General features: G+C 41.0%; 14 protein-coding genes. 1 reads left to right on the forward strand and 13 read right to left on the reverse strand.

From position 1 onward, the window contains the following. Positions 1 to 5 precede the first annotated feature (5 nt). The 5 genes from J2T19_RS05230 to yneA form a co-directional block, all read right to left on the reverse strand. Positions 6 to 935, reverse strand: a complete 930-nt coding sequence (locus J2T19_RS05230) for an ABC transporter permease (protein WP_370874815.1) — start codon at positions 933 to 935, stop codon at positions 6 to 8. Positions 936 to 1,519: 584 nt separating this feature from the next. Then, positions 1,520 to 2,311 carry an HAD family hydrolase gene (locus tag J2T19_RS05235; protein WP_307213837.1) on the reverse strand — a complete coding sequence of 264 codons (792 nt, stop codon included), beginning with the start codon at positions 2,309 to 2,311 and terminating at the stop codon, positions 1,520 to 1,522. A 28-nt stretch (positions 2,312 to 2,339) separates the two neighbouring features. Further along, positions 2,340 to 2,852, reverse strand: a complete 513-nt coding sequence (locus J2T19_RS05240; RefSeq protein ID WP_056689969.1) for a hypothetical protein — start codon at positions 2,850 to 2,852, stop codon at positions 2,340 to 2,342. 243 nt (positions 2,853 to 3,095) lie between these two features. Then, on the reverse strand, positions 3,096 to 3,305 hold the full coding sequence (locus J2T19_RS05245; RefSeq protein WP_307213840.1) for a DUF896 domain-containing protein: 210 nt from the start codon (positions 3,303 to 3,305) through the stop codon (positions 3,096 to 3,098). 96 nt (positions 3,306 to 3,401) lie between these two features. Beyond that, a complete protein-coding gene (gene yneA / locus J2T19_RS05250) occupies positions 3,402 to 3,779 on the reverse strand; it encodes a cell division suppressor protein YneA (protein ID WP_307213842.1) in 378 nt (125 codons plus the stop codon). A 295-nt stretch (positions 3,780 to 4,074) separates the two neighbouring features. Here yneA and lexA point away from each other — a divergent pair, with 295 nt between their 5' ends. Further along, positions 4,075 to 4,701, forward strand: a complete 627-nt coding sequence (gene lexA / locus J2T19_RS05255; RefSeq protein ID WP_056689962.1) for a transcriptional repressor LexA — start codon at positions 4,075 to 4,077, stop codon at positions 4,699 to 4,701. A 102-nt stretch (positions 4,702 to 4,803) separates the two neighbouring features. On the opposite strand, the gene J2T19_RS05260 is transcribed toward lexA, so the two are convergent. From J2T19_RS05260 to J2T19_RS05295, 8 genes are all read right to left on the reverse strand, one after another. Beyond that, positions 4,804 to 6,120 carry an aldehyde dehydrogenase gene (locus J2T19_RS05260; RefSeq protein WP_307213844.1) on the reverse strand — a complete coding sequence of 439 codons (1,317 nt, stop codon included), beginning with the start codon at positions 6,118 to 6,120 and terminating at the stop codon, positions 4,804 to 4,806. 819 nt (positions 6,121 to 6,939) lie between these two features. Further along, positions 6,940 to 7,224 (reverse strand): hypothetical protein, encoded by a 285-nt coding sequence (locus J2T19_RS05265; RefSeq protein WP_307213846.1) that lies wholly within the window; start codon positions 7,222 to 7,224, stop codon positions 6,940 to 6,942. 340 nt (positions 7,225 to 7,564) lie between these two features. Beyond that, entirely contained in the window at positions 7,565 to 8,893 is a 1,329-nt protein-coding gene (gene glnA / locus J2T19_RS05270) for a type I glutamate--ammonia ligase (protein ID WP_090916813.1), read from the reverse strand. A gap of 131 nt (positions 8,894 to 9,024) precedes the next feature. After that, entirely contained in the window at positions 9,025 to 9,435 is a 411-nt protein-coding gene (locus J2T19_RS05275; protein ID WP_145047238.1) for a MerR family transcriptional regulator, read from the reverse strand. Positions 9,436 to 9,517: 82 nt separating this feature from the next. Then, positions 9,518 to 10,771 carry a methionine gamma-lyase family protein gene (locus J2T19_RS05280; protein ID WP_307213848.1) on the reverse strand — a complete coding sequence of 418 codons (1,254 nt, stop codon included), beginning with the start codon at positions 10,769 to 10,771 and terminating at the stop codon, positions 9,518 to 9,520. 84 nt (positions 10,772 to 10,855) lie between these two features. Beyond that, on the reverse strand, positions 10,856 to 12,142 hold the full coding sequence (hflX, locus tag J2T19_RS05285; protein WP_128101716.1) for a GTPase HflX: 1,287 nt from the start codon (positions 12,140 to 12,142) through the stop codon (positions 10,856 to 10,858). A gap of 155 nt (positions 12,143 to 12,297) precedes the next feature. After that, positions 12,298 to 13,272: an AAA family ATPase gene (locus J2T19_RS05290; RefSeq protein WP_307214041.1), complete on the reverse strand. Its 975-nt coding sequence runs from the start codon at positions 13,270 to 13,272 to the stop codon at positions 12,298 to 12,300. Positions 13,273 to 13,451: 179 nt separating this feature from the next. Further along, a complete protein-coding gene (locus J2T19_RS05295; RefSeq protein WP_056689934.1) occupies positions 13,452 to 14,015 on the reverse strand; it encodes a ribonuclease FAU-1 family protein in 564 nt (187 codons plus the stop codon). Between the last annotated feature and the right edge of the window lie 122 nt (positions 14,016 to 14,137).

The raw sequence follows: 14,137 nt of genomic DNA on the forward strand, positions 1-14,137 counted from the left end.
CTCCTCTACCACAAGCTTCGCTGTGTCAGTCTGCGTGAGATTGCGTTAACCGAGAATACCAGAATCAATCCAATCACCGATTCAAATAACCCAATCGCGGTTGCATAGCTAAAGTTACCTGTTCCCATACCGACGCGGTATAGATAGGTTGAAATCACGTCAGAAGTTTCATATATAAGTGGGTTGTATAAGAGTAAGATTTTCTCAAAACCCACAGCTAAGAAATTACCCATGTTCAATATAAGCAAGGTGACGATCGTTGGTAATATACCTGGGATCGTAACATGGATCGTTTGTTTCCATCGGTTTGCTCCATCGATACGGGCTGCTTCATATAAGGAGTCATCGATCGTTGTCAGTGCCGCAAGATAAAGAATTGCTCCCCAACCCATTCCCTGCCAAATTTCAGAGGTAATATAGATGGTTCTAAACCACTCTGCTCTTTGCATGAACGGAATGCTCTCACCCGTAAAAAATGAGACTAGACTATTAATAGAACCATTTACTGAGGTCAATTGTAGAATCATGCCTGCTACGATTACGATCGACAGAAAATGTGGAAGGTACGAAGCCGTTTGCACGAATTTTTTGAAACGTTTGCTTTTCACTTCATTTAGCAAAAGGGCAAAAATGATTGGAACCGGAAAAGTAAATAGCAATGCGAGTCCACCTAACATTAACGTATTGCTAAACACTTTCCAGAAAGTTGGATCTTGGATGAACATTTGAAAGTATCTTAGTCCAACCCAAGTTTCTCCAAAGATGCTTCCCCCAGGTACAAAACGTCTAAATGCAATAATATTGCCGATCATTGGTCCATATTTGAAAATGACAAGGTAAATAATGGGTAGAATTAACAATGAGTACAACTGCCAATCCTTGCGGAACATTGCTCCCATTGTTCTAAGCTTGCTCTCTTTACGTAAAGATGTCATCGTTAGTGTGGCTTTAGCTGTTTCAGACTCCATGTGTCATTCACTCCGATCCCTATCTTGATAATGTAACTGAGAACCAAAACTTCAATTACGATTCCCACCTCTTCTTTGTGTTGAAGACTATACCAACAGACCAATCTCACCCCCACTGCGGAATAAACAAGCCTTAATTGTAAGCGATATCATTTCATCAGGTGATGGTTCCTCATCTGGGCGTTTTACCCAGACAAGCATTTGAATCTTTTGTAATCTGTGATCCTTTATTAACTGAATCAATATTATGTAAAGCGCTTACAAAATAAACGAAATTAAAAAGGTATATTCAAACTTCTCAATAAAACCAAAATTCGAAATAACCATTACTTTAACTTCCGTATACTAGTCATACTAGTATGTTAGTTATATTCTAATCCAGGTAAAATATTATTTCAATAACTTTTACAAAAAAAAAAAAATATTGACTATGATCTCCGCACATGCTTTCTTCTCTGAAAAATAAAAAAACATCAATGACCGTGCTGGATGGATTGTCATCTCAACACAAGTCATTAATGTTAGGCAATTAAATAACAATGCAAATCTCTTTAGAAAGTAGCAATAATACGATCCAATTCCGAGAGATGCTTAATTTCATGATCAGGTGTATACGTCTCCGAGTTCTCTTTGTTCTCACGATTAATCCATACTGACTTAATCCCAGTTGATAAAGCACCGCGAATATCCGTCGTGAGCTTGTCTCCAACCATCATACTCTCTTCAGGTTGAACACCTAATTTGTCCAAAGCATACTGGAAGATAGAAGGATCAGGTTTACCTTTACCAAAAGAACCAGAAATAATGATTTCATCAAAGAAAGATACGATCTCAGGAACACCATCTAACTTCTCTTGTTGGAGAGCTGGACAACCATTCGTTAAAAGCAAAAGTTTGAACTTTCCTTTTAGATGACGTAACGTATCCATCGTTTCCTCATAGATATGAGGTCTAGATCTACGCTCTGCCCCAAACTGGGATGCCAATTTGTCCGCAAGATCTTTACGATCCACACCCAATTTCAAGAGACCACGATACCATGAATCCCTGCGATACACTGGAGCAAGCTGCTCTAACTGACGAAACTCCGGTTGATCGCCACCTGTGAAGTTGGCCCAAAGACCTTCAAATGGGTTGATTCCAATCATCTTGGTGAACGCAAATGTCTCGTAAGATTCATACAGATTCCGTGCTTCATTGCGAACAGCTTCTTCAAGTTCAGCCGGATCAACGCCTGTCTCTTGCGCAGCTACAAGACAAGTTTCATGGAAAGCTTCTCTAACACTGCGCTCATCCCATAACAATGTATCATCTAGATCGAACAAAATCGCTTTTAACGTCATTACGGTCATCTTCCCCTTTATGCAGTAATTACTTTTGCTCGTAAGTTTCCACAGTAATCTGATGCGACTTAGCAAATCTCAAAAGACGCTCAGTAATCGCATCCGTATCGTAACGGTTCAACAATTTAGTGAATACCCATCTCTTACCACGACCGTTGTGTTCAATAACAACTGAGCCAGGCTCAATTCGGAACTTCACGATATCGTCAACGCCGATCGACCGTTCACGGTTACCTTTAATTGTCGCTATCGTACTGTTTCCAATCTTAAGGTAAGGACGACGAAGGAGAAAGATCACAGCCAAAAATACGTACAGCAGCATGGTAACCCAATCCCAGGTTGTCATTGGAGCTTTCACAAGAAATGTACTCATAAACAGATACAGAAACGCAAGTCCTATCAAGAATATAGGGAACAACAGGCTACGACCTTTAAAAATGTCGACTCCTGGTGTACCTGAAACTTGCTGACCACTCTTTTTACGTTGTTGATTCAACTGCTTAGAATTTTTCCGAACCGTTCTCTCGAACGAACGAGCCATGAGAATCCCCCTTATTGTCTTTGTATCGGCTTACAAGAATGTAAACCAAATGTTCCCCCTTATAAGAAAAACGTCTATCGACGTACTTTCAAAGAAGACAGACCGCGCTTAGCTGAAGTTTTTCTTGCGATAAGTGATTTGTTCAGCTTCGCTGAAAACTTATAAATTCAATTATCTAAAAAAAACAGCAATCTCAAATAACAGTAAGAAACCTAAATATCGTAATGATATCATTAGGTTTCTCTAGTGTTTGAGTTTGCCTTGGCGGCCTTGATCCTTCTCATCATCCACAATTTCGATGGAATCTAACTGTTGTCTGAAATTGCTACGGATGTTGTTCAAATAAATCTCTCTAAGTTTTGCACGCTCAGCAAGCTCATCCTCTGATAAACCAGTAGATTTTTGTTTGCGAGCCAATTCATTAATACGTGCTACTAGGCTATCTATATCCAATCTTGTCCCCTCCAAAATTACAAAGTCATATTAACTTTGACATGATCAGGACGGGTTGTCAAGGTCGGCGGCGGCTGGCTCGTTAGAATCTACTCTTTATTGGGAAATCTGGGGCAAAACCAGTACTTGTCCAGCTCGAATTGTAGTCGATTGAAGCTGATTCACTTGCTTAATTGCTTCTATATATACACGTGTGTCCATGCTTTCTGGTTTGTAATCTACAGAAATACTCCATAACGTATCACCTTCAGAAACTGCAATTTTGCCTCCGGGCAACAAATCGTTCTCATTTCCAGCAAATACAGTGAGCACTGTACTGCATCCAATGATTATAATGAAAGCCACCAAAGACAGTTTCAAAATCCAGGTTGGCATCTTTAGCTGTGCAAATGATTTTTGGAAATTACCTATGTTAGTCTTAACCGCTTCGGAATTTACTGGTTCATAAATACTTTGATAAGTTGAATATCTCATTAAAAATCGACCTCCAAACATTTGTTCCTATCTGTTGAAATCAATATAACACGAACATTTGTTTTGTTCAACAACTTTTTTAGAACAATTGTTCGCTTATTTTTCGCTTTATTTCCGACTTAATTCTTCCTCAAGTTGTTCCTTTAGTCGCAAGATGTATTTTCAATGCTTAAAATTCAATCTTTTTATAGCAATTTTCTTGATTTTATCCCATTTTATTTAGAACTTATGTTTGTACGAACGGAGGTTCTATGTTATAATTTTCCCAAACGTTACTAAATGGGGTTGATACGGTATGTCGAAGATATCCAGCAGGCAACAGGCTATTCTGGAGTTTATACGCAATGAAGTCCGGTTGAAGGGGTATCCTCCTTCCGTACGGGAAATTGGAGAAGCTGTTGGACTAGCTTCCAGCTCTACGGTTCACGGACATTTGGATCGTTTGGAGAAGAAAGGTCTTATTAGAAGAGACCCAACGAAACCAAGAGCTATCGAATTGTTAAGCCAAGAAGAATCAGAGCACTCCCACCAGTTCGCTCACAGCGTTGCTCGCATTCCTGTTGTGGGTAAAGTAACTGCCGGTGTTCCTATCACAGCAACCGAGAACATTGAGGACTACTTCCCTCTTCCTACTCATTATGTAGGCGAACAAAAGGTATTTATGCTTTCTGTCGTAGGAGATAGTATGATTGAAGCAGGTATTGTAAATGGGGACTATGTGATTGTACGTCAACAACAAACTGCTGATAACGGTGATATCGTTGTTGCCATGACTGAGGATGACGAAGCTACTGTGAAAACCTTCTATAAAGAAAAGGATCATATTCGTCTTCAGCCGGAGAATGCCACATTTGAACCGCTGCGTTTGAAGCATGTTAGCATCTTAGGTAAAGTTATTGGTCTTTTCCGCGATATTCATTAATAAGGTTTGATTCTCAGTCTTCAATTTCTACACATGAAGTGAAATACACAAAAGAGGCTGTCCTATTGTTTAGGACAACCTCTTTTTTTTCGTTACTCTTAACTAATGGAATATTTGACGTACGCTACGTTTCATAATACTTTTGTGATGGGAGAACACATCAAAACTTTGCTGTCCATGGTACGAACCCATACCACTTTCCCCCACGCCCCCAAATGGCAGGTAATGCGAAGTCATATGAGACAGCGTATCATTAATACAGCCTCCACCAAAGGACACTTGATTCAGAACTTGCTCCTGTAATTGCTCATCTTGTGTGAATAGATATAATGCCAATGGTTTTGGACGACGAACAATCTCATCTAACACGGGGTTAAGATCCTGGTAGGTCATCACAGGAAGAATCGGGCCAAAGATCTCTTCTTGCATTATTGCTGAACTCCAGTCAACATCCCCTAATACTGTCGGTTCAATAAGCAGTTGATCACGTTCAGAACGACCACCAATCAGCGCTTTACCATCTTCAAGGAATCTCGACACACGATCAAAGTTACGGGCATTAACAATGTGTGGGAAATCAGAATTCTTCATTACATCATTTCCGAACTTGTCCTGAATCTCTTCTTGAATTAACGCAATCAATGCATCATGCACCTGTTCATGTACAAATAAATAATCTGGTGCTACACAGGTTTGTCCAGCGTTGAGGTATTTACCACGTACAATACGCTGAGCCGTAAGCTTCAGATCCGCATCCTTGTGAACAATGACCGGGCTTTTGCCTCCCAGTTCCAGCGCAACTGGAGTCAGATGTTCAGCAGCGGCTTTCATAACGATGCGTCCAACACCCGTGCTGCCTGTAAAGAAAATATAATCAAAATGTTCGTTTAATAGCTCCGTGCTTGTATCAACTTCACCTTCCATGACTGCAATGTACTCTCTAGGAAATACATCCTGAATCAGATCGTTGATCAGATGAGAAACTGTTGGTGTTAATTCAGATGGCTTAAGAACGGCACAGTTCCCCGCTGCAATCGCTCCAATGAGTGGCCCAAAAGCGAGTTGGAATGGATAGTTCCAAGGTGCAATAATCAGTGCAACTCCGTACGGTTCAGCGTATATGGTACTTACTCCATCAGGTATAGCTGTAGCTGTAGGTACAGATTTAGGCGTAGCCCATTCCTCTAAATGCTCCAATGCAAAATCTAATTCACCCAGTACAATTCGAATCTCTGAGCCATATCCCTCAGCCTCTGATTTATTCAGATCAGCGCGTAATGCATCTAATATGCGTTGCTGATATTTCTCAATTCCTACTCTTAGTTGCTGAAGAGCACGAATACGATATTCTACGTTTTTAGTTTGACCTGTATAGAAAAATGTCCGTTGTTCGGAAACAAGTTGCTTCGCTTGACTCATATAAACATCTCCAATTAATGGATTTTTAATTTAACAAAATTTAATTGTTAAAAACATAAATGATTATAACGTATCTATATGAAACTTTCAACATATTAATACTATTTAACTATTTTACATTAGTCATTACTAACCATCCCAGGACAGCATACACCTTTAAACGTAGGAGCGTAACCATACATATAACACTACTAATCCACACAACTATGTATACAGGTAAAACTGAGATATAAGTAACGTTACTCCTTCCCTTTACATTATGATGCTATATTGACTGCTAATTTGAACATCTAATTGGGATATTCTCACTCATATAAACGAATGCTCACCAGCAGTACATACTATGAACCGTTCTTTGATATTTCACCATAAATATACGTAACCAGTCTATAGATTATTTATTTTTTTATGTCCTTCTGTTGTACTTATATAAATAGAAAAACCTATCAGCCATAGGCTGTAGGTTGAGTTCTCCTATACTATTCTATATGTGATCTTTTCAACAAATCTACGTCCACAGTACTGACATCTTTTGTGCAGAAGAAACATTCATATAATATTATTCATGTTTCCTTCCCCCTGATTGAACATCGTGTTGAATATTTTTGTCTTGAGCCATTATAAAAGTCAAATTAATCATTTGTAATGATCATCACTTGTTGATATAGGGGTACATTTTAAGTGCAATACCCAGACATGATGTCTTACATAAGACAAATTCAGCAACAACAAAATACCCAGTCGTTTGACCAGGCAGGTTAATTAACACATAGTATAAACAATAACCCGCAAACCTTTTTGGTTAGCGGGTTATTTCTTTTAGCCCAGATCTTGTACAACAGTTCCTGAGTAGTAGGCTCTCACATGGGATGGGCTAACTTGAACAATATTAGTTCTTCTGAGCATCCCGTAATAACCATCTGCATCAGAATAAAATTTAGTCGCAGGAATGTCAGCAGACGAAGGAAAGTCTTGATATATCGTCACATTTTTTTGTTTATTCATAATAGTAATATCAGAGGCTTGACTTGCCATTGCTGGTACAGAGATTGCCAAGAGGGAAAGAGACAAAACAGAAGCAGTTAATATTTTTTTCAAAGCCACAAGATCATCTCCTAGTATTTTTTATGTATCACAAATACAATAATAGTATATTTTTACATTGTTTTATGTAACATTTGATACACTAACGCTCTGAATTACATAATCACTATACTTGATCTTTATATTAGCTCTAAATTCTAAACTGACCTCTAATCTATCTGTTTTCAGTAGTCTATTGGATTATTTTTAACGTTTGAGTCACTATGGTCAGCTCTACGATCAAATGTTCGTGGGCATTCGAGGAGAATATTCGGGGAACACTTGCACACATTCCACAAATAAATCTATTGCCCACAAAAAGAAAAAACCCTCACGCCATGTGGCGCAAGGGATTCGGGGATTAGTACAAAGTGATATATTGATCGCGTTCCCATTGGTGGACTTGTGTACGGTACATGTCCCACTCAATTTCTTTCAGCTCGTAGAAGTGAGCCAGGGCATGGTCGCCGAGAGCATCACAGATGACTTCGCTGCGGATCAATTCGTTCAATGCTTCTTTCAGGTCAGCTGGCAAGCTAGGAATGCCTTCTTCCACGCGCTCTTCTTCTGACATGATGTAAATGTTACGGTCAATTGGAGCTGGTAAGGAAAGCTCACGTTTGATGCCGTCCAGACCTGCTTTCAATAAAACAGCCAAAGCCAGGTAAGGGTTAGCTGCCGGATCCGGGTTACGAACCTCAACACGTGTACTCAGACCACGTGAAGCTGGAATACGGATCATTGGACTACGGTTACTTGCAGACCATGCTACGTAACATGGTGCTTCGTAACCTGGTACAAGACGTTTGTAGGAGTTCACAGTCGGGTTAGTGATTGCTGCAAACGCACGAGCATGCTTCAGAGTTCCAGCCATGAAGTGACGTGCAGTTTTGCTCAAGCCCAGTTCGTCCGACTCGTCAACAAATGCGTTTTCATTGCCTCGGAACAAGGATTGATTACAGTGCATACCGGAACCGTTCATACCGAACAATGGTTTTGGCATAAATGTAGCATGTAATCCATGCTGACGCGCAATCGTTTTAACAACGAGTTTGAACGTTTGGATCTGGTCTGCCGCTTTCAATGCATCCGCATACTTGAAGTCGATCTCGTGTTGACCTGGCGCTACCTCGTGGTGAGATGCTTCGATCTCAAAGCCCATTTCTTCAAGTGTAATTACGATGTCGCGACGGCAGTTTTCGCCAAGATCTGTTGGCGCAAGGTCGAAATACCCACCTTGGTCATTCAGTTCGTTCGTTGGGTTTCCTTTTTCATCCGTCTTGAACAAGAAGAATTCTGGTTCAGGACCAACGTTGAAGGAAGTGAATCCCATTTCTTCGGCTTCCTTCAGGTTGCGTTTCAAGATACCACGTGGATCACCTGGGAATGGGTTGCCATCTGGTAGATATACGTCGCAGATTAAGCGCGCAACGCGGTTGTCGGATACCCATGGGAAAATAAGCCAAGAGTCAAGATCCGGATAGAGGTACATGTCGGATTCTTCGATACGAACATAACCTTCGATGGAAGAACCATCAAACATCATTTTGTTATCCAAAGCCTTCGTCAACTGGCTTACAGGAATCTCAACGTTTTTGATCGCCCCCAGCAAGTCGGTGAATTGCAATCGAACGAATCGTACGTTTTCTTCTTTGGAGATGCGGAGAATGTCTTCTTTTGTATAACTCATGATTCCTCTCCCTTTCTTATCTGCGTATTTGGCTTGCTTGTTATATTTGTACATTAGAAAGTTCCACGGGTCAAGGCGTCATGCTTGCCAATTGAATGATTTACTCTTACCCTCCCGGTTATACGAACTTACTATTTATTAAAAAAGCGGGAAAGCTCTCCCTGAATGAGAGATACTTGTCCAGGTCTCTTACCTGACACCAATTGTTGTTTTAACAAACGATGCAGTTGTGTATCCGATAACTCTCTGCGCTTCACTTCCGTATCGGCTGTAATCACAGTCGCTTCTTCGGATTCTTTAGATACTGGATTCATTACTTGCTTGATACCTGCAATGTTAACGCCTTTCTCAATCAGAGCCTTGATTTCGAGCAAACGCTCAACGTCATTAAATGAGAATAAACGCTGATTACCTGATGTTCTCGCAGGAACAATCAAGCTGTGCTGCTCATAATAACGAATCTGCCGTGCGGACAGATCCGTCAGTTTCATTACGATACCTATCGGGAATAAGGCCATATTTCTGCGAATTTCGTCACCCATGTTCATCAACCTTCCAGTCATCTATTCTTGACCTTATTGTACATTTAGATGTTACTAAGTGTCAATGACGTGTTAGATAAACTCACAATAATTTGCGATCTTTCATCGCTTGTAATGCCATCAAAACGCCATATTTAACGTGGGAGTAGGTTAATCCACCTTGCATATAGCCAATAAAAGGCTCACGAATTGGTGCATCCGCTGATAATTCCAAGCTTCCACCTTGAATAAATGTACCTGCCGCCATAATGACAGGATGTTCATATCCTGGCATATCCCACGGTTCCGGTACCACATGACTATCTACTGCTGCAGCGCGCTGAATCCCTTGTACGAAAGCTATTAAATGCTCTGCAGAGCTGAATTGTACTGCCTGAATCAGATCTGTACGCGGTTCATTCCATGCCGGCTTAGTCACGAAACCAGATGCTGCAAACATTGCTGCTGCAAAGGTACTTCCTTTAATGGCTTGTCCAACAATCGTAGGCGCCATGTAAAGTCCCTGATAGATTGCCCGGGTTGTTCCCAACATGGCACCAACTTCACCACCAATGCCAGGTGCGGTCAGACGATATGCAGCAAGCTTAACATATTCTTCTTTTCCACATATGTATCCACCTGTCTCAGCAATTCCTCCGCCAGGGTTCTTGATCAACGATCCTGCCATAAGGTCTACACCCACTTGCGTGGGTTCAAGCTGCTCCGTGAATTCACCGTAACAGTTATCGACAAATACAATGACATCTGCCTTGATCGCTTTCACTCTTGCTACCATCTCTGCGATCTCGTCGATGCAGAAGGAAGAGCGCCAGTCATAGCCACGCGAACGTTGGATACCGATTACTTTTGTCGCTGGTGTAATGCACTTCTCTACTGCTTCCCAATCGACACGACCATCGTCAAGCAATGCCGTCTCTTGATATCCAATTCCAAAATCTCGAAGAGAACCCGTGCCATCACCTGGCTTACCAATAACTTTATGCAATGTATCATAAGGCTTACCTGTGATGTACAACAGTTCGTCCCCCGGACGTAGTACACCGAATAGAGCTGTCGCAATGGTATGTGTACCTGACGCAAAATGAGGACGTACCAGCGCAGCTTCTGCGCCGAATACGTCCGCATATACCTCGTCCAACACTTCACGACCACGATCATTATAGGCATAGCCTGTAGAACCTGCGAAGTGAAAATCACTTACTTGTCTACGTTGAAAAGCATCAATCACTTTCCATTGATTATGATCCGTAATTTGATCTATCTTTTTCAATTGTTGCTCAATCTGAATTTCTACTTGTTGTTGAAGTTCAACAATTGTTGAATCAAAACTTACCATCGTACTTCATTCCCCTTCATTGCTCGAATCTGACTCTTAATCGCATATATTGTGTCAACTTATCACATGAATGTGTCACGAATATTACGACTCGATGAAATCTTCAAGTAAATATCCGTATTTCTCATATTCACCAGTTTGCAGCTCTACCTGATAAATAACATCATTCTCTTCAAATGTAGTTTCTACTACATCTCCGACTTTATATAACACCGAGGTAAGATCCCCACGTTCCGCAGGAATACGGAATCTTTTGGTTTCGCCCGTTAATTCTTCTTGGATACGTTCACGTATTTTCAGAAGATCAGCTTCGTCCAGCGCACTCACTTTGATGTGATCCTTATCCAGAGGTAACATTTCTAGTTGCTCAGGTGTACATGCATCTTTTTTATTGTAGAGAACCAATTGAGGCTTGTCCCCTGAACCAAGCTGTTGTAAGATATCAGCTACTGTTCTCATCTGATCATCGCGCATTGCCGAGGAAGCATCTACAACATGAAGAATGAGATCTGCTTCATTGACCTCTTCTAACGTTGCACGGAATGCTGCAATCAGATCATGCGGAAGGTTTTGAATAAATCCAACAGTATCGGTAAGTACAATCTCTTTGCCGCTCGGCAGTTCCATTGTGCGAGATGTAGGATCTAGGGTAGCAAACAATTGATCTTGAATATATACATCAGCTGACGTTAGTTGTTTAAGCAACGTAGATTTCCCTGCATTGGTATAGCCAACAAGAGCAACCTGCACAATACCTGTCTTCTTACGGCGCTCACGGTGCAATTTACGGTGCCTTGTTACTTCTTCCAGATGACGTTTGAGATCATCTATACGACCACGAATATGACGACGATCCGTCTCGAGCTTGCTCTCCCCTGGTCCCCGTGTCCCGATTCCACCACCAAGCCGTGATAAGTTTTTACCGTGACCCGATAAGCGAGGTAACAGATAACTTAACTGAGCCAATTCAACTTGAATGATACCTTCGCGTGTATTAGCACGTTGAGCGAATATGTCTAGAATCAATTGTGTACGGTCAATAATTTTGAGATCCAACGCTTCTTCCAGGTTACGAACCTGAGCCCCAGACAACTCCTGGTCAAAAATTGCCGTGGTAGCTCCTAGCTCCTCTGCTGCTGCACGAAGCTCTTCCACTTTCCCTTTACCGATGAACCACTTTGTATCCCGTGTCTCCCGATTTTGAGAGAGCACACTCAATACTTCTACTCCAGCTGTCTCAGCGAGCTTTACAAGCTCTTCCAAGGAATACTCTGGATTGATTCCAGATCGTTTAACTTCATCCGTAATTAAACTAACCAATATAGCGCGGTCTTTTTTAACTTGATCTGTATCATGTGTTCCACTTGTCATTAGTCAACTCACTCCTTATATCCACATCAACTCGTCCCATTTTCACAGAACGTTTTGGTATCGCATACTTTAAGCCGAACCGGTTAAACCGGTCGGCTGATCCAAAATTATATTATCGCTTACTTTAGCAGAAACTTCAAATATTCCAGTCAGCATTATTGGAAAATAATATGATTGTTCAAGCTCGTTTCCATCGTTTTGGAGGAGATATCTCTCGCTAATAGATCCATCAGATTTTGTTTGGAAATGTTACCCGGTCTGCCCATGAGTCTAACCGCTTGAAGCCTAATCGCCTTTTCAATCACATTCCTAACATATCTTGCATTGCTAAAATGATTACGAATGTCTTTTTCGTATTGAATCAGTTCTTTTAATTTGATCATGGCATCAGACGTAATATTGTAGTCCTTCTCCGTAGCCATCTTCATCGCAATCAGCATCAGTTCATCTGTAGAATAATCATCAAAGCTAATTTGTATAGGGAATCTTGAAGGTAGACCCGTGTTAATCTCTAAAAAATCCCCCATTTCATTCGGATACCCCGCAAGAATAATAATTAGGTCCTCACTTTTATCTTCCATCACCTTAACAAGACAATCAATGGCCTCTTTTCCAAAATCCTTCTCTCCGCCACGAGCAAGACTGTAAGCCTCATCTATAAATAGAATGCCACCCATAGCTTTTTTCACTAATTCTCTTGTTTTTAATGCAGTATGCCCAATATATTCACCGACTAAATCTGCTCGTTCCACTTCAACAAGATGCCCTTTACTTAAGACGCCCATCCGATTCAACATCTTAGAAATGATTCGCGCAACTGTAGTTTTACCCGTTCCTGGATTGCCTTTAAAAATCATATGATAAACCTGCTTGCTACTTTTGAGTCCTTGCTCATCTCGAAATTTCTTCACCTGAATCAGCGCGTAGATTTCGTATATCAGATCTTTAACTTTTTCTAACCCAATCATTTCTCGCATATCCCGAAATATATCTGCTGCCGATTCATAATGATTACTGATTAATGCCATGTCTTCCGCTTGCTCGGATGTGATCTCTAAGAGATCCTGGCTTTTGAAAACAATATTAATGCGAGAATCATTTACAGTTATTTTTCTGGCGCTCTCGTCCACAGTAATCACCTCGTTAAGACAGTATATGCGATTACTCGATTACCTCATGCAACCAATTCCAAGTTATCTGACGGAAGATTGTACGCTTATTTTCATTTTCAGAAGCATACGAAAGAGGCATGGCTTCATTAAAATGAAACCACGCCCTCATCTTTCATGGTATAAAGCCTTGTTAAACATTAAATCTGAACGTTCTTTCTAAACTCTCCATTTTCGAACAACGTTTGTCGGTGCTTCAATGACAATTGAAAATACGGAAATACATGCGCATCAATTGCGTGCAGCAGTTCCTTAGCGGTCTTATTTGCCAAGTCGTAGTCTCCGGTTGTAATGTGCTTGCGAGACAATGCATCTTCAAGCTCATCCTCGTCCAGCAGAAACACCTCTCCGTCCTTTAAAACAACAACATCCAAGTAAAGATCATCAAACCATGGTACCCCTTGATCCGTTATGCCTTGACTGCGGCACGTGTCAATATACCATTCTACGATACGCTCCTGGTCATCAAACATCGCTGTGACGACAAAGTGTTCTCCTTTGGGATAATACTGTAACCAAGAGTAACCTTTATCTGCGATACAGAATGTGCTTCCCCCATAGGTTTTCCATAGAGGTTCTTTTAGATCCTGTATCGTATACAATGTGATGTATCCTGTAAATATTTTGGATTGAACAAACCGGCATGTAAATTGTCGGTTCGTAATCCGGCGCCAGTTTGCGCGATCCCCGAATTTCCGTTTCATACGAACCCCTCTTTGCCGACTACAGGTCATGACCTGCTCTATTATTGGTGAACAATGCATACGCCCCTTTACCAAACTTCGAGCAACCAGCTCTTATTCGGCTTTGCGCAGGCGTATTACGA

The organism is Paenibacillus tundrae (assembly GCF_030812775.1).
In the GTDB taxonomy this organism is placed as follows: domain Bacteria; phylum Bacillota; class Bacilli; order Paenibacillales; family Paenibacillaceae; genus Paenibacillus; species Paenibacillus tundrae_A.

What these genes read in the sequence shown, in the direction of transcription:
- hflX (WP_128101716.1), bottom strand. Translation starts at nt 12,142, where the DNA reads ATGACAAGTGGAACACATGATACAGATCAAGTTAAAAAAGACCGCGCT.
- J2T19_RS05240 (WP_056689969.1), bottom strand. Translation starts at nt 2,852, where the DNA reads ATGGCTCGTTCGTTCGAGAGAACGGTTCGGAAAAATTCTAAGCAGTTG.
- glnA (WP_090916813.1), bottom strand. Translation starts at nt 8,893, where the DNA reads ATGAGTTATACAAAAGAAGACATTCTCCGCATCTCCAAAGAAGAAAAC.
- J2T19_RS05235 (WP_307213837.1), bottom strand. Translation starts at nt 2,311, where the DNA reads ATGACGTTAAAAGCGATTTTGTTCGATCTAGATGATACATTGTTATGG.
- J2T19_RS05275 (WP_145047238.1), bottom strand. Translation starts at nt 9,435, where the DNA reads ATGGGTGACGAAATTCGCAGAAATATGGCCTTATTCCCGATAGGTATC.
- J2T19_RS05230 (WP_370874815.1), bottom strand. Translation starts at nt 935, where the DNA reads ATGACATCTTTACGTAAAGAGAGCAAGCTTAGAACAATGGGAGCAATG.
- J2T19_RS05260 (WP_307213844.1), bottom strand. Translation starts at nt 6,120, where the DNA reads ATGAGTCAAGCGAAGCAACTTGTTTCCGAACAACGGACATTTTTCTAT.
- yneA (WP_307213842.1), bottom strand. Translation starts at nt 3,779, where the DNA reads ATGAGATATTCAACTTATCAAAGTATTTATGAACCAGTAAATTCCGAA.
- J2T19_RS05280 (WP_307213848.1), bottom strand. Translation starts at nt 10,771, where the DNA reads ATGGTAAGTTTTGATTCAACAATTGTTGAACTTCAACAACAAGTAGAA.
- J2T19_RS05295 (WP_056689934.1), bottom strand. Translation starts at nt 14,015, where the DNA reads ATGAAACGGAAATTCGGGGATCGCGCAAACTGGCGCCGGATTACGAAC.
- lexA (WP_056689962.1), top strand. Translation starts at nt 4,075, where the DNA reads ATGTCGAAGATATCCAGCAGGCAACAGGCTATTCTGGAGTTTATACGC.